Annotated in this window: 20 protein-coding genes and 1 pseudogene; 9 read left to right on the plus strand and 12 right to left on the minus strand. The window is 69.0% G+C overall.

Annotation, left to right across the window (positions count from 1 at the left end; genetic code table 11):
• Positions 1-15: 15 nt before the first annotated feature.
• Positions 16-1548: an MFS transporter gene (locus ACQI5H_RS02980; protein ID WP_427077912.1), complete on the minus strand. Its 1533-nt coding sequence runs from the start codon at positions 1546-1548 to the stop codon at positions 16-18.
• Between the two features lie 79 nt (positions 1549-1627).
• Between ACQI5H_RS02980 and ACQI5H_RS02985 the strand changes: the two genes are divergently transcribed.
• Positions 1628-2269: a winged helix-turn-helix transcriptional regulator gene (locus ACQI5H_RS02985; protein WP_427077913.1), complete on the plus strand. Its 642-nt coding sequence runs from the start codon at positions 1628-1630 to the stop codon at positions 2267-2269.
• A 4-nt stretch (positions 2270-2273) separates the two neighbouring features.
• Here the strand turns inward: ACQI5H_RS02985 and ACQI5H_RS02990 are convergent, their stop codons facing one another.
• Positions 2274-3383, minus strand: coding sequence for a cytochrome P450 (locus ACQI5H_RS02990; protein WP_427077914.1), 1110 nt, complete (start codon positions 3381-3383; stop codon positions 2274-2276).
• 76 nt (positions 3384-3459) lie between these two features.
• Between ACQI5H_RS02990 and ACQI5H_RS02995 the strand changes: the two genes are divergently transcribed.
• Together ACQI5H_RS02995 and guaA are read left to right on the plus strand one after the other, a co-directional pair.
• Positions 3460-4032 carry a TetR/AcrR family transcriptional regulator gene (locus ACQI5H_RS02995; RefSeq protein WP_427077915.1) on the plus strand — a complete coding sequence of 191 codons (573 nt, stop codon included), beginning with the start codon at positions 3460-3462 and terminating at the stop codon, positions 4030-4032.
• A gap of 36 nt (positions 4033-4068) precedes the next feature.
• On the plus strand, positions 4069-5643 hold the full coding sequence (guaA, locus tag ACQI5H_RS03000; RefSeq protein ID WP_427077916.1) for a glutamine-hydrolyzing GMP synthase: 1575 nt from the start codon (positions 4069-4071) through the stop codon (positions 5641-5643).
• Between the two features lie 66 nt (positions 5644-5709).
• Here the strand turns inward: guaA and ACQI5H_RS03005 are convergent, their stop codons facing one another.
• Positions 5710-6318, minus strand: coding sequence for a hypothetical protein (locus ACQI5H_RS03005; RefSeq protein ID WP_427077917.1), 609 nt, complete (start codon positions 6316-6318; stop codon positions 5710-5712).
• Between the two features lie 84 nt (positions 6319-6402).
• Between ACQI5H_RS03005 and ACQI5H_RS03010 the strand changes: the two genes are divergently transcribed.
• Together ACQI5H_RS03010 and ACQI5H_RS03015 are read left to right on the plus strand one after the other, a co-directional pair.
• Complete coding sequence (locus ACQI5H_RS03010) at positions 6403-7083, plus strand: hypothetical protein (protein WP_427077918.1); 681 nt, start codon at positions 6403-6405, stop codon at positions 7081-7083.
• 51 nt (positions 7084-7134) lie between these two features.
• The gene (locus ACQI5H_RS03015; protein ID WP_427077999.1) at positions 7135-8661 is read left to right on the plus strand and encodes a DNA polymerase Y family protein; all 1527 of its coding nucleotides are present in this window, start codon (positions 7135-7137) and stop codon (positions 8659-8661) included.
• Positions 8662-8667: 6 nt separating this feature from the next.
• Here ACQI5H_RS03015 and ACQI5H_RS03020 read toward each other — a convergent pair whose 3' ends face one another.
• Together ACQI5H_RS03020 and ACQI5H_RS03025 are read right to left on the minus strand one after the other, a co-directional pair.
• Positions 8668-9822, minus strand: coding sequence for an alpha-hydroxy-acid oxidizing protein (locus ACQI5H_RS03020; RefSeq protein WP_427077919.1), 1155 nt, complete (start codon positions 9820-9822; stop codon positions 8668-8670).
• Between the two features lie 14 nt (positions 9823-9836).
• The gene (locus ACQI5H_RS03025; RefSeq protein WP_427077920.1) at positions 9837-12986 is read right to left on the minus strand and encodes an FAD-binding and (Fe-S)-binding domain-containing protein; all 3150 of its coding nucleotides are present in this window, start codon (positions 12984-12986) and stop codon (positions 9837-9839) included.
• A gap of 144 nt (positions 12987-13130) precedes the next feature.
• Here ACQI5H_RS03025 and ACQI5H_RS03030 point away from each other — a divergent pair, with 144 nt between their 5' ends.
• A complete protein-coding gene (locus tag ACQI5H_RS03030) occupies positions 13131-14243 on the plus strand; it encodes an enolase C-terminal domain-like protein (RefSeq protein WP_427077921.1) in 1113 nt (370 codons plus the stop codon).
• Here the strand turns inward: ACQI5H_RS03030 and ACQI5H_RS03035 are convergent.
• From ACQI5H_RS03035 to ACQI5H_RS03050, 4 genes are all read right to left on the minus strand, one after another.
• Complete coding sequence (locus tag ACQI5H_RS03035; protein WP_427077922.1) at positions 14206-15267, minus strand: nucleoside hydrolase; 1062 nt, start codon at positions 15265-15267, stop codon at positions 14206-14208. The two genes, ACQI5H_RS03030 and ACQI5H_RS03035, sit on opposite strands and share 38 nt — an antisense overlap.
• A 22-nt stretch (positions 15268-15289) precedes the next feature.
• Positions 15290-16030, minus strand: a complete 741-nt coding sequence (locus tag ACQI5H_RS03040) for a 2OG-Fe dioxygenase family protein (RefSeq protein ID WP_427077923.1) — start codon at positions 16028-16030, stop codon at positions 15290-15292.
• Between the two features lie 47 nt (positions 16031-16077).
• Entirely contained in the window at positions 16078-18081 is a 2004-nt protein-coding gene (locus ACQI5H_RS03045) for an SDR family oxidoreductase (protein ID WP_427077924.1), read from the minus strand.
• 72 nt (positions 18082-18153) lie between these two features.
• On the minus strand, positions 18154-18855 hold the full coding sequence (locus ACQI5H_RS03050; protein ID WP_427077925.1) for a histidine phosphatase family protein: 702 nt from the start codon (positions 18853-18855) through the stop codon (positions 18154-18156).
• Positions 18856-18948: 93 nt separating this feature from the next.
• On the opposite strand from ACQI5H_RS03050, the gene ACQI5H_RS03055 reads away from it, so the two are divergent.
• A complete protein-coding gene (locus ACQI5H_RS03055) occupies positions 18949-19833 on the plus strand; it encodes a MaoC/PaaZ C-terminal domain-containing protein (protein ID WP_427077926.1) in 885 nt (294 codons plus the stop codon).
• 8 nt (positions 19834-19841) lie between these two features.
• On the opposite strand, the gene otsB is transcribed toward ACQI5H_RS03055, so the two are convergent.
• Positions 19842-21098, minus strand: a complete 1257-nt coding sequence (gene otsB / locus ACQI5H_RS03060; protein WP_427077927.1) for a trehalose-phosphatase — start codon at positions 21096-21098, stop codon at positions 19842-19844.
• 77 nt (positions 21099-21175) lie between these two features.
• Here otsB and ACQI5H_RS03065 point away from each other — a divergent pair, with 77 nt between their 5' ends.
• Entirely contained in the window at positions 21176-24475 is a 3300-nt protein-coding gene (locus tag ACQI5H_RS03065; RefSeq protein WP_427077928.1) for an error-prone DNA polymerase, read from the plus strand.
• Positions 24476-24493: 18 nt separating this feature from the next.
• Here ACQI5H_RS03065 and ACQI5H_RS03070 read toward each other — a convergent pair whose 3' ends face one another.
• Positions 24494-24904 (minus strand): TIGR03667 family PPOX class F420-dependent oxidoreductase, encoded by a 411-nt coding sequence (locus ACQI5H_RS03070; RefSeq protein WP_427077929.1) that lies wholly within the window; start codon positions 24902-24904, stop codon positions 24494-24496.
• 33 nt (positions 24905-24937) lie between these two features.
• Here ACQI5H_RS03070 and ACQI5H_RS03075 point away from each other — a divergent pair.
• Positions 24938-25584 (plus strand): annotated as a pseudogene (locus ACQI5H_RS03075) (nitroreductase family protein).
• A gap of 87 nt (positions 25585-25671) precedes the next feature.
• Here ACQI5H_RS03075 and ACQI5H_RS03080 read toward each other — a convergent pair.
• Positions 25672-26616 carry an NADP-dependent oxidoreductase gene (locus ACQI5H_RS03080; protein WP_427077930.1) on the minus strand — a complete coding sequence of 315 codons (945 nt, stop codon included), beginning with the start codon at positions 26614-26616 and terminating at the stop codon, positions 25672-25674.
• Positions 26617-26659: the final 43 nt, after the last annotated feature.

Below are 26659 nucleotides of genomic sequence, written 5' to 3' on the forward strand. Positions count from 1 at the left end.
CTATACGGGAGCGGTTTAGGCGTTCGCCAGTTCGGGGGATGTCGGTCGCGCGGCCCGTGCCGGAAGCAGCCAACCAACGACGATCGCGGCGCCTAACGCGATGCCCGCGCAGACCAGCGAGCTCACCTGCAGGCCGTCCAGGAATGCGTTGTCGACGGTGGCCCGGACATAGCCGGCCTGGTGCGCCGGCAACTGCTCGATCACCTGGTGCGCGAACGCCATCGAGTGCCGCATCGCGTCGGCCGGCAGCCCGGTCAGCGAGGCAGACGAGAGATGTCCCGAGTACACCGACGCGAAGATGCTGCCGGCGATGGCCACGCCGAGGGTGCCGCCCAGCTCACGCGTGGTGTCGTTGACGGCCGAGCCGACGCCGGCCTTGTCGGCGGCCAGCGATCCCATGATGGCCTCGGTGGCCGGGGCGGTGGTCAGGCCGAGGCCGCCGCCGAGCAGCACCATCTGCAGCGCGATCTCGATGTAGGGCGTGGCGGCGTCCGCCGTGGACGCCCACGCCAGCCCGCCGGCGAACACGATGAGGCCGGTGGCGACGACTGCGGTGGTGCCGATTCGTTCGACCAGCCGGGGGCCCAGGATGCTCGCCAGCGCGATCAAGGCGGCAACCGGCAGCAATCGCACGCCGCTCTGAAATGCCGTGTAGCCCTTGATGAATTGGAAGTACTGGGTGATCACGAAGATGAAGCCGAACAACGTCAGAAAGCCGGCGGTCACCGCGAGGCTGCCACCGGAGAATCGGCGGTTGAAGAACACCGAGACGTCCAGCATCGGATGGGTGCTGCGCTGCTCCCACAGCGCGAACCCGGCGAGAACGGCCGCGGCGAGCGCGAACCCGGCCACGGTCCGGCCGTTGGTCCATCCCCACGTCGGCGCCTCGATGACGGTGTAGACCAGCGTCGTGATCCCGGCCGCGGACAGGACCAGGCCGGGCACGTCGACGCGCGGTGCCGCGGGGTCGCGTGAGGTGGGAACGAACAGGATGCCGCCGGCGATGGCCAGCGCCGCGATCGGAATGTTCACCATGAAGATCGAGCCCCACCAGAAGTGTTCGAGCAGCCAGCCGCCGCTGATCGGGCCCACGGCCACCCCGACGCCGACCATGGCCGCCCACAGCCCGATGGCCTTGGCGCGCGCCACCGGGTCGGTGAAGATGTTGGTGATCAGGCCCAGCGTGGTCGGAAAGATCACGGCCGCGCCCACCCCCATGGCGGCGCGGGCCGCGATCAGTGCGTCGGCCGAATTCGCTTGTGCCGCAACGGCGGATGTGAGCGCGAACACCGCGAGCCCGGAGTTGAGCCAGGCCCGCCGGCCGTAGCGGTCGGACAGGCTGCCGGCCGACAGCAGCAGGCCGGACATGACCAGGGTGTAGGCGTCGACGATCCATTGCAGCTGGGCGGTGTCGGCGCCGAGCTGACGCGACAGCGTGGGCAGCGCGACGTTGACGATGGTGGCGTCGACGCTGATGACGAAGACGCCCAGGCAGATGACGGCGAGTGCGGTAATCGGGTGGTTTCGGAGTATCGGTTCGGTACGCATGGACAAGAGACTAAACCCGATAGACAAATAAATCAAGTAATAACTTGAAAAAGATGTTCCGCGCAGGTAGGGTGGCGTTATGCCGTCCCGCAGGAACTACAACCAGAACTGCCCGATCGCTCGCGGCCTCGACATCCTCGGCGAGCGGTGGACGCTGCTGATCCTGCGCGAGCTGGTCGGCGGGCCGCGCCGCTACGGCGATCTGCGCGACCAGCTCCCCGGCATCGCGACCAACCTGTTGGCCGAGCGGCTCAAGGAACTGCAAGACGCCGGGCTCGTCGACCGCGCCGACCTACCCGCCCCGATCGGGCGCACCGTGTACACGCTCAGCGACCTGGGCTGGCAGCGGGTGCTGCCGATCCTGCGGAGCATCGCGTGGTTCGGGCTGGACTGGCTGGACCCGATCGGGGATGGGCCGGTATCGCCGCTGAACGGGTTCCTGGCGGGCATCCTGCTGGGCTTCGATTCGGGTGCCGCGGCCGGTTTGGAGGCGACGTGCCGCATCGACATCGACGGCCGTCGTTTCGAGTTCGCCGTCACGGAGGGTCGTCTCGCCGGGGCGCGCGGCGAGCCCGCGGTGATCATCACGGCCAGCGCGGCGGACCTTGTCAACGCCCGGCTCGGGTCGACCGACGCCAAGCGCAAGGCGGCGCTGCGGCACGTCGACTTCGCGGGCGACCCGGGCGCGGTCGACGCGGTGCGTCAGGCATTTTCGCTGTAGGGCCTCACCAGGACACCGGAAGTTCGACGAGGCCTCCGGCGAGCACGTCGTGGCGCATGGGCACCGTCGCGGGATCGACCGCTAGGCGCATCGACGGAAACCGCGGGATCAACTGAGAGAAAACCGCTTTCAGCTCGATGCGGGCGAGCGGGGCCCCGATGCAATAGTGCCCGCCGTATCCGAACGCGAGATGGGCGGCTTCCTTACGGGCGACGTCGACGCGTTGCGGGTCGGCGAACGTCGCCGGGTCGTGGTTGGCCGCTCCGACGTCCAGCAGTACCAGGTCTCCGGCGTGGATGGCGACACCGTCGATGTCGAAGTCCGTGCGCGCGTAGCGGGGAATGCCGCCCACCCCGCCCCCGGTTGTCGACGCTCGTAACAGTTCCTCTACGGCGTTGGGAATCAGCGCGGGGTTATCAACAAGCGCCTGCCATTGATCGCGGTTCGTCAGCAATTGCATTGTCCCCAGCCCGATCTGGACCACCGTGGTCTCGTGTCCGGCGAAGAGCAAGAGCATCGACATCGTCGCGGCGTCTTCGTCGGAGATGCCGTCGGTAGCGCACAGCCGCGACATCACGTCGTCGCCGGGGTGGGTGCGTTTGCGCTCGACCAGCCTGCGGCCGTAGTCGAACAGCTCGGCCAGCCCGCGCTCGGAGCGGTCGTGGTCGCGCACGTTGCCGGCGTCCTCCGCCCACGCGCGGAATTGGTCACGATCGGCATAGGGCACGCCGAGTAGCTCGCAGATCACCAGGATGGGCAGCGGCAGCGCCAACCGTGCGTGCAGATCGGCCGGGGGACCTTGCTTTTCGAGTTCGTCCAGCAGGCCGGTGGTGAGTGCCTCCACTCTCGGTATCAGCGAACGCAGGTGTTTGGGCGAGAAATGGGGTTGCAGGAGCGCCCGCATCCGTGCGTGGTCGGCAGCCTCGGTGTCGAAGTCGCCCAGCGGGCCACCGAACAACGCCGATTCCCCGGTACGCGCGGCCGTTTCGGGTTCGCGATGAGAACGGCCGAGGCGGTCGTCGTCGAGCAGCCGTCGCACCCGGGTGTAGTCGGTGACCAGCCAGGCCTCGTCGCCGACCGCGGTGCGGACCCGGGGCAGTCGGATGGATGTCATCGCATGTCATCGCCAAGTAGAAGAAGCCTTATACAAGGCTACTTGTATACTCAGCCATAGACAAGAGGAGGTTGGGGTGACGGTTGTCCAATCCGAGCCGACCCGGCGGATGCCCCGCGCCCAACGGCGCGAGCAGATCCTCGAGGCCGCGACGCGTGCCTTCGCCCGTGGCGGGTTCGCGAATACCGGGCTCGATGCCATCGCCGCGGAGGCCGGCGTTACCCCGGTGATCCTGTACCGGCATTTCGCTTCGAAGGCCGACCTGTATCGGGAGGTGATCGAGAGCGGCCACACTCGGCTGCGCGAGGCCACCGGCGGGCAAGACGTCGATGATGCCAGCATTCCCGCGTTCATCCGCGCAGCCGCGGCCGATCCGGACGCCTTCCGGCTGCTCTACCGTTATGTCGCGCGCGAGCCGGAGTTTCACGACATCATCGACACGCTCATCGAGAGTTCGACCGACCTCACCCGCCGCCACCTCGCGGGCATCGCCGACGATCGGTGGCGCAGTTGGGCGGCGCGGCTGCTACCCAGCCTGACGATCGACGCGGTCATCGCCTGGCTCGACGCGGGCCAGCCTGATCCCCATGAAGCCGCCACCCGGATCCGGAGCGTCGTCGATGCCGTGATCCAGGCGGCGTCGCACTGATCGGGGCCGTCGCCGGCAGCCACTAGACTTTCTGCCGTGGCCGAACCTGATGTCGATGGGCATGCCGCGCCGGCTCGACCGGTGCTGGTCGTCGACTTCGGTGCGCAGTATGCGCAGCTGATCGCCCGCCGGGTGCGGGAGGCGCGGGTCTTCTCGGAGGTGATCCCGCACACCGCCTCGGTCGAGGAGATCAAGGCCCGTGACCCGGTGGCGCTGGTCCTTTCCGGCGGGCCGGCCAGCGTCTACACCGAAGGCGCGCCGCAACTCGATCCGGCGGTGTTCGACCTCGGGCTGCCGGTGTTCGGCATCTGCTACGGGTTTCAGGCCATGGCGCAGGCGCTGGGCGGGACGGTCGCCCACACCGGCACCAGCGAGTACGGCCGCACCGAGCTGAAAGTTACTGGGGGCGAATTGCATTCGGGGCTGCCCGGTGTGCAGCCCGTCTGGATGAGTCACGGCGACGCCGTCACCGCCGCCCCGGACGGATTCGACGTGGTGGCCAGCAGCCCGGGTGCGGTGGTGGCCGCCTTCGAGAACCGCGAGCGGCGCCTGGCCGGGGTGCAGTACCACCCCGAGGTGATGCACACCCCGCACGGGCAACAGGTGCTCAGCCGGTTCCTGCATGACTTCGCCGGGCTCGGCGCCGAGTGGACGGCGGCCAACATCGCCGAGGCGCTCGTCGAGCAGGTGCGCGCGCAGATCGGCGACGGCCACGCGATCTGCGGGCTGTCCGGCGGCGTGGATTCCGCGGTGGCCGCGGCGCTGGTGCAGCGAGCCATCGGTGATCGGCTGACGTGCGTCTTCGTCGACCACGGGCTGCTGCGCGCGGGCGAGCGCGATCAGGTGCAGCGCGATTTCGTGGCCGCCACCGGCGCCAACCTGGTCACCGTCGACGCCGCGGAGACCTTCCTGCAGGCGCTGTCGGGGGTGACCAATCCCGAAGGCAAGCGCAAGATCATCGGCCGACAGTTCATCCGGGCGTTCGAGGGTGCGGTCCGGGATGTGTTGGGGGACAAGCCGGTTGAGTTCCTGGTGCAGGGCACGCTGTATCCCGACGTGGTGGAGTCCGGCGGGGGCAGCGGCACCGCCAACATCAAGAGCCACCACAACGTCGGCGGCCTGCCCGGCGACCTGAAGTTCAAACTCGTCGAGCCGCTGCGGCTGCTGTTCAAAGACGAGGTGCGCGCCGTCGGGCGGGAGTTGGGTCTGCCGGAGGAAATCGTTGCGCGCCAACCGTTTCCGGGACCAGGGCTGGGCATCCGGATCGTCGGCGAGGTCACCGCGAAGCGGCTGGACACGTTGCGGCGTGCCGACGCGATCGCGCGCGAGGAACTCACCGCCGCCGGGTTGGACAGCCAGATCTGGCAGTGCCCGGTGGTGCTGCTGGCCGACATCCGCTCGGTCGGCGTCCAGGGCGACAACCGCACCTACGGGCATCCGATCGTGCTGCGGCCGGTGTCCAGCGAGGACGCGATGACCGCGGACTGGACGCGGGTGCCCTACGAGGTGCTGGAGCGCATCTCCACCCGCATCACCAACGAGGTCGCCGAGGTCAACCGCGTGATCCTGGACATCACCAGCAAGCCGCCAGGCACCATCGAGTGGGAATAGGCTCGCGGGTTTCTGCGGGCTTGGCTTTCGCGGCGAACGTGCGGCCAGCCGCACACTCGCGGCTGGCTACTCCACGAATTCGCTTCTGCCATAAGCAATGCTGGCCGCGTTCCAGTTCCCGCCGGCCTCGGCGACGAGCCGACTTGCGATGTCTCGGTCGTCGTTCCCGGCCACCAGGATCAACGTGTGGTCGGTGGTGGTGACCGACCCGCCCCGGATGCGGTCGCGGGCGGCCGGGTCGGCCGCCAGCGCGTGGCCGAAGCGGGCGACGTCGACGTCCGGCACGGCGATGATGATCGCGTCCGCTTCTGGCGCGTGCTGCGGTAGGTAGTCGAAGGTCAGCACCGCTTCCTGATTGAACTGGCGGCGCAGCGCCTCGGCGGCGCTGCGCAACGAGTCCTCGGCCCCGCACAGGTGAAATTCGCGCGAGCGCTCATCGGTGATCTGATGCAGCGCCTTCGACCAGTACACCCCGTCGAGCGGGGTCGATCCCATCGCCGGCGCGCCGTTTAGCGCGAGCGTCACGTCGGCCTGCATCTCGAACAGGGGATCGGTGTCGTCGGTGGCGAACAGCTCCGCGGGTTGACAGGGCGCGGCATGGGTTGGCGCGGGAAAAGTGACGCAAAAAAGCACCATCAGCCCCACCAGTACCGAGCGCATAAAGCAGCCTCTCATGTTTCTTGACGGTTGTCGGGGGCTGGGTGTTTACTCCAAATATATCGAACATGCGTTCGAATCAGTGCTCAGTAGGAGGCAGTCATGATCGCGGCTTTGGCCTCCGACCAAACCCGGGAAAACCGCGCTGAGCAGCTGGAATCGCTGCGCCGGCGGATGGCAGAGATGTCGGGGCGGGCCGTCGCCACTGTCGATGACCTGCTGCCGGACTCCGAGTCCCGGCTGGTGACCCCACAGTGGCTGGCGGAGTTGCTGCAAGTCCAGTTGCCGAGGGGAACGGTGGCGGTGCTGTCGGGGGCCCGGTCACTGCTTTTGGGCATGGTCGCCGCGGTGACTGCGGCCGGGGGCAACGTGGCTATCGTCGGCCAGCCGGACATCGGACTGCTGGCCGCCGCGGAGATGGGGGCGGATCTGAGCCGGCTCGCGGTGATACCGGATCCCGGGACCGATCCGGTGGAGGTGGCCGCGGTGCTCATCGACGGCATGGATTTGGTGGTACTCGGTCTGGGCGGGCGCCGGGTGCCGCATACCCGCGCGCGGGCGGTGGTGGCGCGGGCCCGCAGCAAGGGGTGCACCCTGCTGGTCACCGACGGCGATTGGCAAGGGGCGCCGACGCGGCTTGCGGCCCGGGTCTGCGGCTACGAGATCACTTCGGCTTCTCCAGGGGCTCCCGCCCCTGGATTCGGACGCATCAGCGGGGTGCGGCTGCAGGTCAGTGGCGTATGTGCGGGCAGACGGGTGATCGGCCGAGCGCGAGCCGGGTGAAGTCGGGTGGTGTCTTCCGGTCCCGGGTCCCGGGTACTGGCGATCTGGTGCATGGACTGGCCCGCGGTCGCGGCGGCGGCGTCAGCGGACCTGCCCGCGACTGCTCCCATCGCGGTGACGTTGGCCAATCGGGTGATCGCCTGTTCGTCGGCCGCTCGTGCGGTGGGAGTGCGCCGAGGGCTGCGACGCCGCGAGGCCGCGGCCCGGTGTCCGCAACTGCACGTCGCGACCGCCGACGCCGACCGCGACGCCCGCTTCTTCGAAGGGGTGATCGCGGCGGTGGACGATCTGGTGCCCCGCGCCGAGGTGCTGCGGCCCGGCCTTCTGGTGTTGCCGGTGCGCGGCGCGGCCCGTTATTTCGGGTCCGAGGAGAAGGCCGCCGAGCGGCTGATCGACGCGGTGGCCGCGGCCGGCGCCGAGTGTCAGGTCGGGATCGCCGACCAGTTGTCCACCGCGGTCTTCGCCGCGCGCGCGGGTCGGATCGTGGAACCGGGAGGCGACGCGAAGTTCCTGTCGGTGCTCTCGATCAGGCAGCTGGCCACCGAGCCGAGCCTGTCGGGTCCGGGGCGAGAAGAGCTGACGGATCTGTTGTGGCGGATGGGGATTCGCACCATCGGGCAGTTCGCCGCGCTGTCCCGCACCGACGTGGCCTCCAGGTTCGGCGCCGACGGGGTGACCGCGCACCGCTTCGCCCGCGGTGAACCCGAGCGGGGCCCGTCCGGGCGGGAGCCGCCACCGGAACTCGAGGCCGTCCTGGACTGCGATCCACCGATCGACCGGGTCGATGCCGCGGCATTCGCCGGACGCTCGCTGGCCGGCACACTGCACCAGATGCTGATGGCCGCCGGAGTGGGCTGCACCCGGCTGGCCATCCACGCCGTCACCGCCAACGACGAAGAGCTGCAACGGGTGTGGCGGTGCGCCGAGCCGCTGACCGAGGACGCCACCGCCGACCGGGTGCGCTGGCAGCTGGACGGGTGGTTGAGCAATCGGACCGCGCAGGACCGGCCCACGGCGGCGGTGACGTTGTTGCGGCTGCAGGCGGTGGAGGTGGTGTCCGCCGAGGCGCTGCAATTGCCGCTATGGGGCGGTCTCGGCGAGGAGGACCGGCTGCGGGCCCGCCGGGCGCTGGTGCGGGTGCAGGGCCTGCTCGGCCCGGAGGCGGTGCGGGTTCCGGTGCTCTCCGGCGGCCGCGGGCCCGCCGAACGCATCACGCTGACACCGCTGGGCGACGAGCCGGTGCCGAGCGCCGACCCCGGCCTGCCGTGGCCCGGGCAACTGCCCGAGCCGTCGCCCGCGGTCCTGCTCGACGACCCGGTGGAATTGCTTGATGCCCAAGGCAATCCGATACGGGTGACCGGACGGGGGCTGTTCTCGGCCGACCCCGTCCGGCTGACCGTGCACGCTCGAGACGAGCGGCTGAGCTGGTGGGCCGGGCCGTGGCCGGTCGACGAGCGGTGGTGGGATCCTGACGCCAAGGGCCGCGCCGCCCGCGCCCAGGTCTTGCTGGAGGACGAGCGAGCGTTTCTGCTGTGCTACCGCCAGCGGCGCTGGTATCTCGAGGGGAGTTACGAGTGACGGTGCTTATCCGGTGGGCCGCAATGCGTCCGGCGTCAGGTCCTTCAGCGAGGGATAGCCGTCGACGGCCATGATCAGATCCGCTTCGGCCAGCAGGGAGCGCAGCACGTGCACCACACCGTCGACACCGCCGAGCGCCAGGCCGTAGGCGTAGGGGCGGCCGATCCCCACCGCGGTCGCGCCCATCGCCAGGGCTTTGATGATGTCGGCGCCGCTGCGCACGCCCGAGTCGAACAGCACCGGCATCCCGTCGGCGGCTTCCAGCACGCCGGGCAGGCAATCCAGGCAGGGCAGCCCGCCGTTGGCCTGCCGGCCGCCGTGGTTGGAACAGTAAATGTCGTCCACGCCAATGTCTTTGGCGCGACGGACATCGTCGGGATGGCAGATGCCCTTCACCATCAGCGGCAGCGCGGTCTCCGACCGCAGCCACTCCAGGTCGCTCCACCGGAACGGGCCACCGAAAATCGGCAACTTGCGCACCGCCGCCTCGGTGGCGTCCTCGCCCGGTTGCAGGCCGGCGCGGAAGACCGGATCGGAGGTGTAGTTGGCCAGACACCCACTGGGCACCTGAGGGTAGTTCCCGGCGCTCAGGTCGCGCGGGCGCCACCCGGTGACCCAGGTGTCCAGGGTGACCGCGATGGCCTTGAAGCCGCACGCCTCGGCGCGATGCACCAGGCTGGCCGCCATCTCACGGTCGGGCGGCGTATAGAGCTGGAAAAAGCTTGGGGTATCGCCGAGTTCGCGCACGACGTCTTCCATGGGGTCGGACGTGAGCGTGCCCACAAAGAACGGCACACTCGTGCGGGCGGACGCCCGGGCCGCGGCCAGGTCGCCGTGCCCGTCCTGGGCGCAGACCCCGAGGACCCCGATCGGCGCCATGAAGATCGGGGACGGCAGGGTGATGCCGAACAATTCGACGGACATGTCGCGCTCCTCGGGGGCGATGCCCATGCGGGGGAACAGGCCCCAGCGTTTGAAGGCCTCGGCGTTTGCCCGCTGGGTGTGCTCGTCGCCGGCGCCACCGGCAACGTACCCCAGCACCTTCGGGGGCATCGCAGCGGCCGCCTTGGCCTCCAGGTCGGCGAACTTGATGGGGTAGGGCGGCTGGCGGCCCGCCTGGCCTTGTTCGTAAAGTTCGTTCTGATACTCGGCGAAAGCCATGGGCGGATTCCTTCCTAATCGCTTGTGGGCCAGATCTTTCGCGTCAACAGCGCGCCGGCCGCCGCGGCCGCGCCCAAGGCCGCCGCCGGAATGGCCACCCGGGCAACACGCGTCCGCGGGTCCGGTCGGGGCCGGTCCGGGGGAGCGGCCGAGCGGATGTCGGCCGAGCCGTTGGCCATGGCCATGACCTGACCCAGGTGCACGGCGCTGGCCGCGCCGGAGTCGCCGATCTGGGTCTGGCAGGAAAACCCGTTGGCCACCACCAGGGCGTCCGGATTCTTCCGGATCGCCGGCAACAGCGCCTGCTCGCCGCAGTCGAGCGAAATCTGGTACTTGCCCTGCTCAAATCCCCACGAGCCGGCCAGCCCGCAGCACCCACCGGAGACCGGTTCGACGTCGAGGCCCATTTTCTCGAGCACCTTTTCGTCGGCGTCGACACCGCCGGTGGCGCGCTGGTGGCAGTGACCCCACAACAGGACCCGCCCGCCGCGTACCTTGGGTGGTTCGATGTCGAACGAGGTGAGGAACTCAGCGAAGTGATAGCTGTTGCGGGCCAACCGGTCCGCGTCATCGTCGTACGACATCAGCTTCTTGAGCTCGTCCTTGAAGACGGCCAGGCAGCTCGGTTCCATCCCGACAACCGGTGTGCCGGCGCGTATTTCGTTGCGCAACCGGTCCAGGACATGGGTCAGGTAGTGCTGCGCGGCGTCGAGGAAGCCGTAGTCGTACAGTGGGCGACCGCAGCAGATGTGGCCCATGGGCATGACGACCCGCCAGCCCGCGGCCTCGATCGCTTCGACGCAGGCCACGCCGACGTCGGTGTGCAGGCGGTTGTTGAAGGTATCGGGGAACAGGATCACCCGCCGGCCGCCGGCGTTGACGACCGGACGCGCGGCGAACCACTGCTGCAGCGTCATCGGTGCGAAGGTGGGTAGCGGCCGGCGCCGGTCAATTCCGCCCAGCGCCTTGGCTATTCGCGAGAGGCCCGGCGTCTGGGTGGCGAGGTTTGCCAGCTCCGGCATCGCGCTGGCCAACCGGGCGGCCTGGTCGATGAACCCGAACGCGTAGGCATAGCGCGGCCGCCAGCGGCGCAGCGACCGGAAGTGGTGGTAGAGGAATTCGGCCTTGTAGGTGGGAATGTCCACGTTGACCGGGCAGTCGCTGGTGCAGCCCTTGCACGCCAGGCAAAGATCCAGCGCGTCGGCCACCTCGTTGGACTGCCAGCCGTCGGTGATCACCTCGCCGCGCAGCATTTCGAACAGCAGCCGCGCCCGACCCCGGGTCGAGTGCATCTCCTCCCGAGTGACCTGGTAGCTGGGACACATGGTGGACGTCGCCTCGGGCACTCGGCACTCGCCGACCCCGACGCAGCGCAGCGCCGCGTGCGAGAAGTCGCCGTCATCCTCGGAGTAGGCGAATTTCACCTGCGGCCGCGGCGGGTTGTAGTCGGTGCCCAGCTTGAGGTTCTCGTCGAAGCGATACGCGTCGATCACCTTGCCCGGGTTCATCTTCCACTCGGGGTCCCAGATCAGCTTGAACTTGCGCATCGCCTCGATCAACCGCGGACTGTACTGCTTGCCGAGCAACTCGGCGCGCTGTTGACCGTCGCCGTGTTCGCCGGACATCGAGCCGCCGTAGGACGCCACCAGGTCCCCGGCCGCTTCGAGGAAGTGCCGGTAGGTGCGCAGCCCATCGGTGTGCCGCAGGTCGAAACTGATCCGGGAGTGAATGCAGCCCTCGCCCAGGTGCCCGTACATGGCGCCACGCAGGTCGTGGTCGGCGTAGAGGCGCTGTAGATCGCGCAGGTAGTCGCCGACCCGCGCGGGCGGCACGGCCGAGTCCTCCCACCCGGGCCAGTGATCGCCGCTATCGGCGGGGAACGCCGTCGACCCCAGGCCGGCCTCGCGGATCGCCCACAGTTCCTCGCTGTTCCCGCCGTCCTGCTTGCTTCGCGACAGCACGATGCGATCGTCGTCGTAGCCCTGCTTCTTGCGCAGCCAGCCCGCGAATTCCTCGGCGCGGCGCAGTGATTCGCCCGGCTCGTCGGACCCGAACTGCACGAACAACCACGCCCCGGTGGACTTGGGCCGAGGCAGCGCCGCTCGACCCGCGGAATTGACGCCGGTCAGCTCCTGGTTGTGGACCAGCAGGTGGTCGACCGCCTCGAGACCGATCGGCTTCCATGCCATGATCTCCGGCACCACGTCGCCGGCCTCGCCGATCGAGTCGTACTGGACGACAACCAGGGTGCGGTGGTCCATCGCCGGGGTGAGCATGACGGTGGCCGTCAGCGCGACCGCGCAGGTGCTCTCCGTCCCCACCAAGGCCCGCGCGACGTTGAAGCCGTTCTCGGGCAGCAGCTCGTCGAGGTTGTAGCCGGACACCCGCCGCGGCAGCTCGTCGACGGACGGAAAGCCTTTGCGGATGTCCTCGGCGTACTCGTCGCGCAAATCCCGTAGCGCAGCATAGATTTCGCCCTTGCGGCCGCCGGCGGCGATGATGGCGTCGAGGTTTTTCTCCTCGTCGACGCCGACCGTGAACCGCGCCCCGTCATAGGTGACGATGTCCAGCTCCTGGGTGTTGTCGGAGGTGCGCGGTCCGGGGCCGTACAGGTGCGACTGGATCGAGTGCACCCCGCACGAGTTGTTGCCGATGTTGCCGCCCAGCGTGCACCGCGAGTGCGACGACGGGTCGGGGCCGAACACCAACCCGTGTTCGCCGGTGGCCTTGTTGAGTTGTTCGTTGATCACGCCGGTCTGCACCGTGGCGAGCCGGCGTGCCGGGTCGATGTCGATGATGTCGGTGAGGTACTTCGAAAAGTCGATCACCACAGCCACGTTGACGGTTTCGCCCGACAGGCTGGTGCCGCCGCCGCGGCACAGGACCGGGGCGTGGTAGGCGTGGGCCGCCCGGACCGTCTGCACGACGTCCTCCAGCGTTTTGGGCACCACCACCCCGATCGGCACCTGCCTGAAATTGGACGCGTCGTTGGCGTACATCGCCAGCGTGGCGGTGTCGAACCGCACTTCGCCGGTGACGTGCCGGCGCAGCTGGTTCTCCAGGCCGGTGACGTTGATCTTGTCGACGGCGGCCATTCCGGCGACGAAGCGCGTGTCCGGGCGGGCGGGGATCGTCCGCACCTCGTCGGCCCTGAGCAGGTTCATAATCGCTCCCTTCGGTCCGGACAGCTACCCATAGCAACGATTGCCGGAGGCCACAATTCGTCGGCTACCCGCGGATATGGCCGTCAAACGGCGCAGACGCTGGTTATCGGGTGTGTCCGGTGGGTGCGCGGGTAGTCATCCAGCATGGCTTTGCGTGCGAGTTCACCGATCCCCGTCGAATCCGTCGAGGCCTCGGCCTACTCGATCCCGACCGACGCGCCGGAGTCCGACGGCACCCTGGAGTGGGACTCGACGACCCTCGTCCTGACGAGCGTGCGCGCCGGCGGACAGGTCGGGGTCGGCTACACCTACGCGGGCACGCCCGTCGTCGGCGTCGTGTGCTCCAAGCTGGCCGACGTACTCACGGGCGCGGACGCGCTGCAACCGCCGGCGCGGTGGGCGCAGATGCAGGACGCGGTCCGCAACCTCGGCAAGCCGGGGGTGGTCGCCGAGGCGATTTCGGCGCTCGACATCGCGCTGTGGGACTTACGCGCTCGCCTGTTGGAGGAACCGTTGGTCGTCGCGCTCGGTGCCGTGCACGACGCCACCCCGATCTACGGCAGCGGCGGGTTCACGTCGTACGACAACGATGCCCTGCGCGCGCAGCTGAGCGGCTGGGTCGAGGCCGGCATTCCCCGGGTCAAGATGAAGGTGGGCCGCGACCCGGACGCCGACGCCGGTCGCGTCGCGGCCGCCCGGGCGGCAATCGGCGACGACACCGAGCTGTTCGTCGACGCCAACGGGGCCTATCACCGCAAGCAGGCGCTGCAGTGGGCCGAATGCTACGCCGAGTACGACGTGCGGTGGTTCGAAGAACCGGTGTCCTCCGACGATCTCGACGGATTACGCCAGTTGTGCGAGCGCGGTCCGGCCGGCATGGACATCGCGGCCGGCGAATATGGGTATCACCTGCCCTACTTCCATCAGATGCTCGCCGCGGGCGCGGTCGACTGCCTGCAGGCCGACGTCACCAGGGCCCTCGGCATCACCGGCGTGCTCAAGGTTGCCGCGTTGTGCGACGCGCGGGGCATGGACCTCTCGCTGCATTGCGCGCCGCAGATCAGCGCCCAGGTCGGCACCGCCATCTGGCACCTGCGCCACCTCGAGTATTTCCACGACCATGTGCGGATCGAACGGCTCGCGTTCGACGGGACCATCGATCCCGAGCCGGGCGGCCTACTGCGCCCGGACCGCACCGCGCCCGGACACGGGTTGACCGTCAAGGACGCGGATCTCGAGCAATTCCGCGTCGCCTGAACTCATCGGTCTCGCGCGCGAACCTCCCAACCCGTGCGATGAACCGGTCGAAGAACGCTGCGGGATCCACGCCAATACCGATGTGCGCGTTGGGTTCCCGGCCCCAGCGCCCCGACCAGTCGACGACGGTCATGCCGCGGGTCAGGGTCCCGGCCAGCTCGACGTCGACCGTCGCCGCCCGGGTCGTCACCAGCTCCAGCTCCAGCGCCACGGCGGCGGCCAGCGGATCGTGCAGATGTGCCACGTATCCGTGGGTGTGGTCGTGGTGGACCTCGCAGTAGTACCGCAGCGCATCCTCGATCACCCGGATCAGCGGATTCGATGCCGTCGAGCGGGTGCCGCGTTCGTCGTCGGCGCTCAGCGGCGTGGTGGTCGAGTTGGCCGCGGCCGCCAGCCGCGCCAGCATCTCCGGCGTCATCGCGATGTGCTGGGTGAGATCCAGCCCGCACAGGATCGGAAGTCGTTGGGGGTCAAGTGCTTTAGACCAGGCCGCGAACACCTCGGCGGCGGCCTCGGGGTCCACGCTGATGTTCCATTCGGCGACCGGATTGGTGTTGCCCCGGTAGTCGTAGGCGCCGCCCATGATCACCAGCCGGCGCAGCAGCGTCGGAAGCGCGGGCTCGGCGCGCAGCGCCAGCGCCAGGTTGGTCAGCGGCGCGGTGGCCACGCCGATCAACTCCCCGGGGTGGGCGTGCGCCGCACGCACCCAGGCGGTCGCGGAATCGTAGTCGGTGAGCAGGCGGCCGGTGGGCGGCAAGTCGGCGTACCCCATGCCCTTCGGGCCGTGCGCCTTCCCGGAGCGCAACGGACAACTCAACGGCTGCTGGGCTCCCTTGGACACGGGTATGTCTGTGGCCCCGCACAATTCGAGCAGACCCAGGTTGTTCTCGCACACCTGATCCACCGCGACGTTGCCGGCCGTCGAGGCGATGCCGACCACGTCCGCGTCCGGGCTGGCCAGCATGTATATCAGCGCCAGCGCGTCGTCGACACCGGTGTCGACGTCGACGAAAACGGGCTTCACCGCGGCAAGATTACCGGGCCGCTCAGGGCCAGCGGGACGCGAACGTGATCACCAGGACATCGCGCTGCGCCGGCGCGGGGCCGTCAATGGGCCGGACCGGGGTGACACCGTGCAGGGTCCGGCGGTCGTCGCCCAGCAGCAACGTCCCGGGCTCGGCCAGCGTGGTCGTCAGCAACCGGCGACCGTCCAGGTCGCACACCGAACTCTCGCCGCCGATGGCGTTGCGGCGTCCGATCATCAGCGCGCTGACCAGGGTGACGCCGTCGCGGTGCATGCCCTCGGGCGTCGGATGGCCGCCGTCGCCGGTGGATCGGACGCGGAACGGATGCACCTTGACGTTCCAGTTGACCGCGTCGTCCAGGGCTTCCGCAAAGCGGGCCAGCAGCTTGATCACCTTGTGCAGCAAGGGATCTTGGCCGAACGCGTCGGTCAGCGGCTCGAAGTCGCGACCCCGGTTGATGTAGAGGGGATTGGAGTCGTCCGGCTGCGCGAAGGTGTTGGCGGGCATCCGTCGCGCAACCCCGTCGCGAAACAGGTACTGGCCGTAGCGGCGCAGCCGCACCACGCCCAGCTCCGCGGCGTAGGGGTCGGGCACCAGGTCCTGCCAGTGCCGGCCAAAGCGCGTCCACGCTTCACGGCCCACCCCGAGGCTCCGGGTCACATCGAACGACGGAATCAGGGCCGCGCCCGTGCCGGTGAGCTGCTCCGCCGCGACGGCCACCGGGTCGGCGTGCGTGCGCCGGTCGGAAGTAATCCGGGCCATCGGTCGGGAATACCGCGATCCAGTGCGGCCAAACGCAACTAGCGGATTTACCAGTGCACTCCGGGCACCAATCGCACCAGTCGCTTGACGGGGCGGGGTGTCCGGATCCCGCGGGTGACGGTTCGCGCCGGACGCTTCGGCTTACGGCGTGCTGGCGCCGCCGCGCCCGCGTCGGTGGGCAGCCCGCGGGCCGCGGCCGAATCCGGGTAGCCCAGGTAGAGCTGATGCAGGATCCGCCGCGACAGCCTCGGCGTGAAGTAGTTGCCGACCTCGGCCAGCGTGCCCATCGGGGTATCGATGCGGGCCGGTTTCTCCACGAGCCCGCGCACCACCATGGCGGCGGCGCGCTCGGGGCTGATCGCCGGGACCGGGTTGAGCCGTTGCGACGGCACGATCATGGGCGTGCGGACCAGCGGCATATGGATGTTGGTGAACGTGATGTGGTCGGACAGCGTCTCCGTCGCGACGACGTCGGCGAACGCATCCAGCGCGGCCTTGGTGGGCAGGTACGAACTGTATTTCGGATTGCGGGCCTGCACCCCGGCGCTGGACACGTTGACGACGTGCCCGAACCGGCGCTCGCGCCAGTGCGGCAACAGCGCCAGCACCATCCGCACCGCGCCGAAGTAGTTGACCGCCATCACCCGTTCGTAGTCGTGCATGCGGTCAGTCGCGTTGACCACCGAGCGCCGGATCGACCGGCCGGCGTTGTTCACCAGGTAGTCGACGTGGTCGAAGCGACCGAGGATGTCCTTGACGGTGTGTTCCACCGAGGTGGAGTCGGTGACGTCGCAGGTGAACGCGAACGCCTGGCCGCCGTTGGCGCGGATCTCGGCCACCAGCTGATCCAGCGCGTCGGCGTTGCGGGCCAGCGCGAAAACCGTCGCGCCCTTTTCCGCGACGGCAATGGCCGACGCGCGGCCGATGCCGCTCGATGCGCCGGTGATGATGACGTGCCGGCCCTGCAGCGGTCCCGTCGGGTCGTCGCGCCGCGCGCGGTCGGGGTCGAGGTGCTCGGCCCAGTACCGCCACAGCTTGGGGGCGTAGCTCGCGAACTCGGGAACCTCGATGCCGGTGCCGCGCAACGCTTTCCGGGTCTCGTCGCTGACGAATGCGGGTTTCAGGTCGACGACGTCGAGGATCTCGGCGGGAATCCCCAGCTGGGTGGCCGCCATGTTGCGCATCCATTTGGCGCGCCCACTGGCCTTCAGCACCGGCGTCGCCACCGAGCGGGGCAGTGACCCACGCAGCGGGGGCAGCCCGGCCGCCTTCGCGACACCGCGGTAGATGCCGCGCAGCCCAATGGTTTTCGGCGCGGTGAGGTGGAAGGTCTGCCCATCTCGACCCTCGGCGTGCATGAGGGCGACCAGCGCGTCGGCCACGTAGTCGACCGGGACGATGTTGGTGCGCCCCGTGTCGGGCAGCAGGATCGGTGTCAACTTGGGAAGGCGGGCCAGCACGGACAATATTCCGAAGAAGTAGTAGGGCCCGTCGACCTTGTCCATCTCGCCGGTGCGTGAATCGCCGACCACGACCGCGGGGCGGTAGACGCGGTAGCGCAGCCCGGGCGCCGACCGCACCAGCGACTCGGCCTCGAACTTGGTCTGGTGATACGGCGTCGGCAACTGCTGGCCGACGTCGAAGTCGTCCTCGGTGTACTCGCCGGCGAAGTCACCGGCCACGGCGATCGACGACACGTGATGAAGCGTGGCGCCCAGCCGCTGCGCCAGCTCGATGACGGCGCGGGTTCCCTCCACGTTGGCGGCCCGCTGCTCGGCCTCGCCGGCGGTGAGGTCGTAGATCGCCGCGCAGTGCACGACGTGGGCGACTCGACCCAGCTCCGCCACGGTCTCGTCGCTGAGCGCCAGCTCCGGGAGCTCGCCGACCAGTGGTTTCGCCCGTTCCCCCCACTCGGCGGCGAGGCGTTCGAAGCGGCCCAGCGACTGGCGGCGGACCAGCACCCACACCTCGGCGTCGGCGCGTGCTTCCAACAGGCGAGCTACGACGCGGCGACCAATAAACCCGGTACCGCCGGTAACGACATACCGCATGCAGCCATGGTGGCGGTTGGTGCCGCGCACGTCAACCGTGATCTGTACCGCTTTCGGGCGGCCCGGTGCCGCTCAGGTGAAGTTGCGGATGCCGTCCCAGTCCACCAGCGTCCAGCCGTCCGCCGGGTTGCCGGTGACGACCACGCGGCCGATGTTCGGCAGGGGATGGCTGCTCAGCAGGCTGGTCTTGGCGTTCTTCGTGTTCATCAACGTCCACACCATGATCGCCGTGCCCTGCGAGAAAACCGCCGGATTGTGGTGGCCGCTGTTGTAGATCTTCTGGATCGCAGCGGTGAACTGGTCGTTGAACTGTTTGCCGCTGACCGACCCCGGAATGCTGTTCTGGAGGTCGCCGTTGATCCAGTCCGCGGGCGCCAGCATGTACGTCGAGCTCGACATCGTTTCGGGTTTGCCGTTGTACCAGCCGGCATTGATCGACCGCAGGCCGTTCAGCACCTCGACCTGCTTGCCTAGTTCACTGGCCAGCGGCCCGGCGGTCTGCTGGGCTTCCGCCATCTCCGAGGCGTAGACGCTGTCGTACTGGTTGTGGCCGGCCTGGTGTACCACCTGCTGGGCCTGCCCCTTGCCTTCGGCGGTGAGGCTGGGGCCCGGGATACCGGTATCGATGACCCCGTCCGCATTCGCCTGGGACTGCGCGTTCCGGATGAAGGTCAGGGTGATGCTGTGCGCCTGCGCCGACCCGCCGCAGGCACCGACGATTACCGTTGCGGCAAGCACGCTGGCCGCCTTCCAGATCATGCTGCGATTGCGCATGGCGATAGCCTGCCCTGCCCACCGTGTCGGTGGGAAGGGTTTGCGATGGTTGAGTGCAGAAAAAGCCGAATTTCCACGGGAGAGGATGCTCGTATGGCGATTGATCCGAGTGCCGTCGGTGCGGTGACCGAACCGATGACCTTCGAATGGACCGACCGGGACACGCTGCTGTATGCCCTCGGCGTCGGTTGCGGGATCGACGACTTGTCGTTCACCACCGAGAACAGCCACGACACCCCCCAACAAGTGCTACCCACCTATGCGGTGATCTGCTGCCCCGCGTTCGGGGCGGCGGGCAAGATCGGAAAGTTCAACTGGGCCATGCTGTTACACGGATCGCAGGGCATCCGGCTGCATGCGCCGCTGCCGGCGGCGGGAAAGCTTTCGGTGGTCTCCGAGGTCACCGACATTCAGGACAAGGGCGAGGGCAAGAACGCCGTCGTGATGCTGCGCTCTCGCGGCACGGACCCGGACTCGGGGCAGCTGATCGCCGAAGCGTCGACCACCTTCGTCATCCGGGGCGCGGGCGGATTCGGGGGGCAGCCGGGTCAGCGGCCGGTCGCGCCGGAATTTCCGGACCGCGAGCCCGACGTCCGGATCCCGCTGCCCACCCGCGAGGACCAGGCGCTGATCTACCGGCTGTCCGGTGACCGCAACCCCCTGCACAGCGACCCGTGGTTCGCGCGGGAGCTCGCCGGGTTCCCCAAGCCGATCCTGCACGGGCTGTGCAGCTACGGAGTGTCGGGCCGGGCGCTGGTCGCAGAGCTCGGCAAGGGTGTCGCCGCCAACGTCACCTCGATCGATGCGCGGTTCAGCTCGCCGGTGTTTCCCGGCGAGACGCTGACGACGCTGATCTGGCGGACCGAGCCGGGCAAGGCGGTGTTCCGCACCGAGGCGTCTTCTGCCGCCAACGGCGGCGAGGATGGGGCTACCCGGGTGGTGCTGGACGACGGCGCGGCGGAATACGTGGACGGCTAGCTGGACGGCTAGCCCACGTGCGCGTCGCTTAGCTGACGCGCCAGCCGGTCGGTGAACTCGGTGACCCGCGCGGGGCTGTCCAGCGCGAACAGCGCCGCGGTGGCACGGTCACCATCGTCGGTGTGCCGCACCACAATTGGGACGCCGTCGTGGCGCACCGCGTCGAACGCATCCTCGTCGGTGATGTCGTCGCCGAGGTAGATGGGCGTCAGGCTCGCGCCCGCCGGAGGGCCGGCATCGCGCAGGTGGTCGATCACCCACCGAAGGGTTTTTCCCTTGTCCCAGTCGATATCCGGACGCAACTCGATGACTTCGCGGCCGGTGGTGACGCGAAGCGCATGACGCTGACCCGCCGCGCGCACCGCCGCCGCCGCCTCGCCGACGCGATCGCGGGCGGCATTGCGATAGTGCACGGCTACACCGAATCGCTTGTGCTCCACCACAACGCCGGGAATCGGCCCGAGCTGGTCGCGCAGCTCGCCGGCGACGCGCTCCAGCACCGGTATGGCCGCCGCCGCGGCGTCGTTTTGGTGGTGCGTCCCGTCGGGTGCGGTCAGCTCGAAACCGTGGCTGCCCGCATACCAGATGCCGGGCAGGCCGACCCGCTCGGTGACGTCGGCGAGGTCGCGGCCGGACAGCACCGCGACCGGGCAGTGCGCGGCCAATTTCCGCAGCGCCTCGGCCGCGCCGGCGGCCGGCCTGGCCGTGTCCGGATCGTCGACGATGTCCGACAGCGTGCCGTCGAAGTCGAAGAACACCGCCGGCTGCCGGGCGGTCAGGCCCGCGGCCAGGCCGAGGGACTGCAATGCGTCCGGAAGTTGCGAGAGCCGTCGGTCCCCGGTCCGCACGGTCACTTCCTGCAACCCGGCGACGACCGCGTCGGCGCCGAACCCGCGCAGCTCGTCGCGGTGACCCGTGGGGTCGACCCCGATGACCAACGCGAATCCACCGTCGCGCCCGGCCGTGACTCCGGCTGCGTCGTGCGCGACGACGACGCACCGACCGGGTCGCGCACCCAGCTCGCCGGCCGTCTCGACGGGGCCGCCCACGTGTACGTCACCCAGATCGCCGGCCTTAGCCAGCGCGTCTCGGCGGGCGGGGTCGTGGGTAAAAATGGCGGTGCGGGCACCGATCTCGTGCAGCAGCCGGATCAGCGTCACCGCCGAGTCGGCCGCGCCGCCCTCGGCCGTCACCACCGCGTCGAGGTCGAACAGCACCGCGTCATGGCGGCGCGGGTCGATGATGACCGGCCCCAACTTGCGCACGACCAACCTTCTCACGGTGATCGACGCGGCCAAGGGTCAGCACGCGGAATCGAACATACATTCGATATACTCGAGGCGTGGGCTGGTTCAACGGGCCGCCAAGCTGGTCGGAAATGGAGCGGGTGCTCGATGGCAAGCCGCGCCGTGCGGGGGGCCCGGCCCCGGTCGCCCCGGCTTTCGAAGCCGGGGGAGACGTCCCCACCTCGCGCAAGCGCGGGGCGTATGAGCCGCCGGACGACAACCGGAGGGTCCGCTCGTCCGTCGCCTACGCCGAGCTGCACGCGCATTCGGCGTACAGCTTCCTCGACGGGGCCAGCACTCCGGAGGAGCTGGTCGAGGAGGCGGCCCGACTGGATCTGCGCGCTCTGGCATTGACCGACCACAACGGGCTCTACGGGGCGGTGCGGTTCGCCGAAGCGGCCGCGGAACTCGACGTGCGTACCGTCTTCGGCGCCGAACTGTCTTTCGCGCCCGTCGCCCGCACCGAGGAGCCCGATCCGCCCGGCCCGCATCTGCTGGTGCTGGCCCGTGGCCCGGAAGGCTACCGCCGGCTGTCGCGGCAGCTGGCCGCGGCGCATCTGGCCGGCGGTGAGAAGGGCAAGCTGCGCTACGACTTCGATGCGCTGACCGAGGCAGCGGGCGGGCACTGGCACATCCTGACCGGGTGCCGCAAAGGCCATGTGCGCCAAGCGCTTTCCGACGGCGGTCCGGACGCGGCGGCCCGCGCGCTGGCCGACCTGGTGGACCGGTTCGGCGCCGCGCGGGTCAGCATCGAGTTGACCCATCACGGTCATCCGCTCGACGACGAACGCAACGAGGCGCTGGCCGCCCTCGCGCCGCGGTTCGGTGTCGGTGTCGTCGCCACCACCGGCGCGCACTTCGCGGGGCCGTCGCGGCGCCGACTGGCCATGGCGATGGGGGCGATCCGGGCCCGGCAGTCGCTGGATTCCGCCGCCGGATGGCTGGCGCCGCTGGGCGGTTCGCATCTGCGCTCCGGCGAGGAGATGGCCCGGCTGTTCGCCCAGCGGCCCGAGGCGGTGACCGCCGCGGCCGAGCTTGGCGAGCAGTGCGCGTTCGGGCTGGCGCTCATCGCCCCGCAGCTGCCGCCGTTCGACGTGCCCGACGGGCACACCGAGGACAGCTGGCTGCGGCAGCTGGTGATGGCCGGGGCGCGCGATCGTTACGGACCGGCCGAGGCCGCGCCGCGGGCCTACTCCCAGATCGAGCATGAGCTGAAAGTCATTGCGCAACTGCAGTTTCCGGGATACTTCCTGGTGGTACACGACATCGCCCGGTTCTGCCGGGACAACAACATCCTGTGCCAGGGCAGGGGATCGGCGGCCAACTCCGCGGTCTGTTATGCCCTCGGCGTCACCGCCGTGGACCCGGTGACCAACGAGCTGTTGTTCGAGCGCTTCCTGTCGCCCGCCCGTGACGGTCCGCCCGACATCGACATGGACATCGAATCCGACCAGCGCGAAAAGGCCATCCAGTACGTCTACGACAAATACGGCCGGGACTACGCCGCACAGGTCGCCAACGTCATCACCTACCGGGGGCGAATCGCGGTGCGCGACATGGCCCGCGCCCTGGGCTTCTCGCAGGGGCAGCAGGACGCGTGGAGCAAGCAGGTCAGCAGCTGGAACGGGTTAGCCGACTCGCCGGACATCGAAGACATTCCCGAGCGGGTGATCGACCTTGCCACCCAGATCCGGAACCTGCCGCGGCACATGGGCATCCACTCCGGGGGGATGGTGATCTGCGACCGCCCGATCGCCGACGTGTGCCCGGTGGAGTGGGCCCGCATGGAGAACCGCAGCGTTCTGCAATGGGACAAAGACGACTGCGCGGCAATCGGTTTGGTGAAGTTCGACCTGCTCGGGCTGGGCATGCTCTCGGCGCTGCACTATGCGAAGGACCTGGTGGCCGAACACGAGGGCATCGAGGTCGACCTGGCCAGGCTCGATCTGTCCGAACCGGCGGTGTACGAGATGCTGGCGCGCGCCGATTCCGTCGGCGTGTTCCAGGTGGAGTCGCGGGCGCAGATGGCCACGTTGCCGCGGCTGCGGCCCCGGGAGTTCTACGACCTGGTGGTGGAGGTGGCGCTGATCCGTCCCGGGCCCATCCAGGGCGGGTCGGTACACCCTTACATCCGGCGGCGCAACGGCATCGACCCGGTCGTCTACGACCACCCCTCCATGGAACCGGCGCTGCGAAAGACGCTGGGAGTTCCGCTCTTTCAAGAGCAGCTGATGCAGCTGGCGGTCGACTGCGCCGGCTTCTCGGCCGCCGAGGCCGACCAGCTGCGGCGCGCCATGGGATCCAAGCGTTCGGCCGAGCGCATGCGACGCCTGCGCGGCCGGTTCTACGACGGCATGCGCGCGCTGCACGGCGCCACCGACGAAGTGATCGAGCGAACCTACGAAAAGCTAGAGGCATTCGCCAATTTCGGCTTCCCGGAAAGTCACGCGCTGTCCTTCGCGTCGCTGGTGTTCTACTCGTCGTGGTTCAAGCTGCACCACCCGGCGGCGTTCTGTGCCGCGCTGCTGCGCGCACAGCCGATGGGTTTTTATTCCCCGCAGTCGCTGGTGGCCGATGCGCGCAGGCACGGGGTGGTGGTGCACGGTCCGTGTGTCAACGCCAGCCTGGCGCACGCCACTCTCGAGAACGCCGGCACGGAGGTGCGGCTGGGTCTGGGCGCCGTCCGTCATATCGGCGACGATCTCGCCGAACAGCTGGTCGAGGAGCGAAAAGCCCACGGCCCGTTCGCTTCTCTGCTGGATCTGACCGCCCGGCTACAGCTATCCGTGCCGCAGACCGAAGCGCTGGCGACCGCCGGGGCTTTCGCGTGCTTCGAGATGTCCCGCCGCGAGGGTTTGTGGGCGGCCGGGGCGGCGGCCACTCAGCGGCCCGACCGGTTACCCGGCGTGGGATCGTCGTCGCACATTCCGGCGCTGCCGGGGATGAGCGAGCTGGAACTGGCCGCCGCCGACGTGTGGGCCACCGGGATCTCGCCGGACAGCTATCCGACGCAGTTCCTGCGCGACGACCTCGACGCGTTGGGCGTGGTTCCCGCCGAGAAGCTGCTGAGCGTGCCCGACGGCGACCGCGTGCTGATCGCCGGCGCGGTGACCCACCGGCAGCGACCCGCGACGGCCCAAGGGGTGACCTTCCTCAATCTCGAGGACGAGACCGGGATGGTCAACGTGCTCTGCACGCCGGGAGTGTGGGCCCGGCACCGCAAGCTGGCCAACACGGCGCCGGCGCTGCTGGTCCGCGGTCAGGTCCAAAATGCCAGCGGCGCAGTCACTGTCGTGGCCGAGCGGTTGGGCCGCATCACCTTGGCGGTCGGCTCGCGCTCGCGTGACTTCCGCTGACGACCGGTAAGCGGTGGGCTATCCGGTTGGCGTCGTCCATACCTTGGTCGGGGTGATCGACAGCCGGGTGCTGTAGGAACCCATCGCCTCGGTCAGGCCGAACTTCGCGGCCTCCTCGCTGTACTTCGCCCAGTAGGGCTCGTCGTCGCGGCAGTCGACGTCGGTGGCGTCCACCGCGGCGACCCCGCCGACCACGATGATGCCGCCGCCGTTGCCGTCGGAATCCAGATTGACGCTCACCTTGGGGTGGGATTTGATGTGCGCCACCTTGGCCGCCTGCGGCATGGAGTACACCGTCAGTCTGGCCCCGTCGAAGTAGAACCAGATCAACCGCGGGACCGGTTGCCCCGATTTTGCGACGGTGGTCAGCCACCCATAGTGGTCGGACATAAGCCTGCCGGAAACCTCTTGTGTCAGTTCGACGCTCATGGCACGAATCTAGCCCGCAGGTAGTCTCCACACATGACCCTCAACTTGTCCGTCGACGACGTTCTCACCACCACCCGCTCGGTCCGCAAGCGCCTCGATTTCGCCAAGCCGGTATCCCGCGAAGTGTTGATGGAATGCCTCGACTTGGCGCTGCAGGCGCCAACCGGGTCCAACTCGCAGGGCTGGCAGTGGGTCTTCGTCGAGGACGCCGAGAAGAAGAAGGCGATCGGCGACATCTACCTGAACAATGCCCGCGGCTACCTCGCCTCGCGCCGTCGCCCGAGTACGCCGAGGGGGACACCCGCGGCGAGCGGATGGGCAAGGTCCGGGATTCCGCGACCTATCTCGCCGAGCACATGCACGAGGCGCCGGTGCTAATGATTCCCTGCATCCAAGGCCGCGAGGACAAGACGCCGCTGGGCGGCGTGTCGTTCTGGGCGTCGCTATTTCCCGCGGTGTGGAGCTTCTGCCTGGGGCTGCGTTCCCGCGGCCTGGGCTCCTGCTGGACGACGCTGCACCTACTGCGCGACGGCGAAAAGCAGGCCGCCGAGGTGCTCGGCATTCCCTACGACGAGTACAGCCAGGGCGGGCTGTTCCCGATCGCCTACACCAAAGGCACCGACTTCCGGCGGGCCAAGCGGTTGCCCGCCGAGAGCCTCACGCACTGGAACACCTGGTAGCCGCTAGGTCGTCAGCGGCCACACCTCGACGATCCCGCGCGCGTGGGCGGCCTTGCGGCAGTCGTCGCTCACGCGGTCGTACCCGGGTTACGGGTCGACCGGCAGGAGGATGGTCTTCCCGTGCAGGCGGCCGGCGTCGGAGTCGGTATGGACGGCCGCGGCCTGGTCGAGCGGGCGCCGGTCGGCGACTTCGATGCGCAGTTGCCCGGCGTCGACGCGGCTGACGAGCCCGGCCAGCTGCGCGGCATCACTGCGGACAAAGACCCGTTGCGTGCGGACCCGGCGGCCGGGGTTTTCCGGGCCGGACGTCATGGTGCCTACGTGGCAGCCGCCGTCGGCGACGACGCCGATGAGGGCTTTGGTCTGCTCGTCGGAGGTGCTGACCAGGTTGAGCACCACGTCGAACGGTGCACCATCGACGTCGATCGGCGAGCGCGTGTAGTCGATGTAATCGACGATCCGGTCGGCGCCCAAGCCGCGCAGACGCTCGGCGTCACGCGCCTTGGCGGTCGCGGTCACGACGGCACCGGCCTGCTTGGCTAACTGAATCGCATAGCCGCCGACCGCGCCTGACGCGCCGTTGATCAGGATTGTCTGGCCGGCCGTCAAGCCGGCGATCTCGAACAGGGCCTGCCACGCCGTCAATGCGGGCTCCGGCAGTGCAGCCGCGTCCGTTAGATCCACCGACTGCGGTGCGGCGGCCAGCGACTCGGCCGGCGCTATCGCGTACTCCGCGGCGGCGCCATCGGCATCCAGCGGCAGAAACGCCACCACCGCATCGCCGACATTCCATCCCTGAACCCCGTCACCGAGTTCGGCGATCGTGCCCGCTACGTCGACGCCGGGGATGTGCGGGAAGCTGATTTCGTACGCCTCGGCCAGGTAGCCGCCGCGCATGCCGGCATCCACCGGGTTGAACGAGGTGGCGGCCACCTTCACCAGCACCTGCCGCGGGCCCGGCACCGGTCGCGGCGCCTCCTCGTACCGCAGAACGTCGCTATCGCCGTAACGGTGGTATCGCACAGCCTTCATGACTTTCTCCTTCCTTGATTGCTTCGATGTTGAAGCAGTTATG

The sequence above is a fragment of the Mycobacterium heidelbergense genome, assembly GCF_050205645.1.
GTDB classification, from domain to species: Bacteria; Actinomycetota; Actinomycetes; order Mycobacteriales; family Mycobacteriaceae; genus Mycobacterium; species Mycobacterium heidelbergense_A.

Coding starts and splice junctions, on each gene's coding strand:
- ACQI5H_RS02980 (WP_427077912.1), bottom strand. CDS start 1,548: ATGCGTACCGAACCGATACTCCGAAACCACCCGATTACCGCACTCGCC.
- ACQI5H_RS03005 (WP_427077917.1), bottom strand. CDS start 6,318: ATGAGAGGCTGCTTTATGCGCTCGGTACTGGTGGGGCTGATGGTGCTT.
- ACQI5H_RS03030 (WP_427077921.1), top strand. CDS start 13,131: ATGGCTTTGCGTGCGAGTTCACCGATCCCCGTCGAATCCGTCGAGGCC.
- ACQI5H_RS03055 (WP_427077926.1), top strand. CDS start 18,949: ATGGCGATTGATCCGAGTGCCGTCGGTGCGGTGACCGAACCGATGACC.
- ACQI5H_RS03010 (WP_427077918.1), top strand. CDS start 6,403: ATGATCGCGGCTTTGGCCTCCGACCAAACCCGGGAAAACCGCGCTGAG.
- ACQI5H_RS03050 (WP_427077925.1), bottom strand. CDS start 18,855: ATGCGCAATCGCAGCATGATCTGGAAGGCGGCCAGCGTGCTTGCCGCA.
- ACQI5H_RS03045 (WP_427077924.1), bottom strand. CDS start 18,081: ATGCGGTATGTCGTTACCGGCGGTACCGGGTTTATTGGTCGCCGCGTC.
- ACQI5H_RS03070 (WP_427077929.1), bottom strand. CDS start 24,904: ATGAGCGTCGAACTGACACAAGAGGTTTCCGGCAGGCTTATGTCCGAC.
- ACQI5H_RS03025 (WP_427077920.1), bottom strand. CDS start 12,986: ATGAACCTGCTCAGGGCCGACGAGGTGCGGACGATCCCCGCCCGCCCG.
- ACQI5H_RS03015 (WP_427077999.1), top strand. CDS start 7,135: ATGGACTGGCCCGCGGTCGCGGCGGCGGCGTCAGCGGACCTGCCCGCG.
- ACQI5H_RS03020 (WP_427077919.1), bottom strand. CDS start 9,822: ATGGCTTTCGCCGAGTATCAGAACGAACTTTACGAACAAGGCCAGGCG.
- ACQI5H_RS02990 (WP_427077914.1), bottom strand. CDS start 3,383: ATGACATCCATCCGACTGCCCCGGGTCCGCACCGCGGTCGGCGACGAG.
- ACQI5H_RS03080 (WP_427077930.1), bottom strand. CDS start 26,616: ATGAAGGCTGTGCGATACCACCGTTACGGCGATAGCGACGTTCTGCGG.
- ACQI5H_RS03040 (WP_427077923.1), bottom strand. CDS start 16,030: ATGGCCCGGATTACTTCCGACCGGCGCACGCACGCCGACCCGGTGGCC.
- ACQI5H_RS02985 (WP_427077913.1), top strand. CDS start 1,628: ATGCCGTCCCGCAGGAACTACAACCAGAACTGCCCGATCGCTCGCGGC.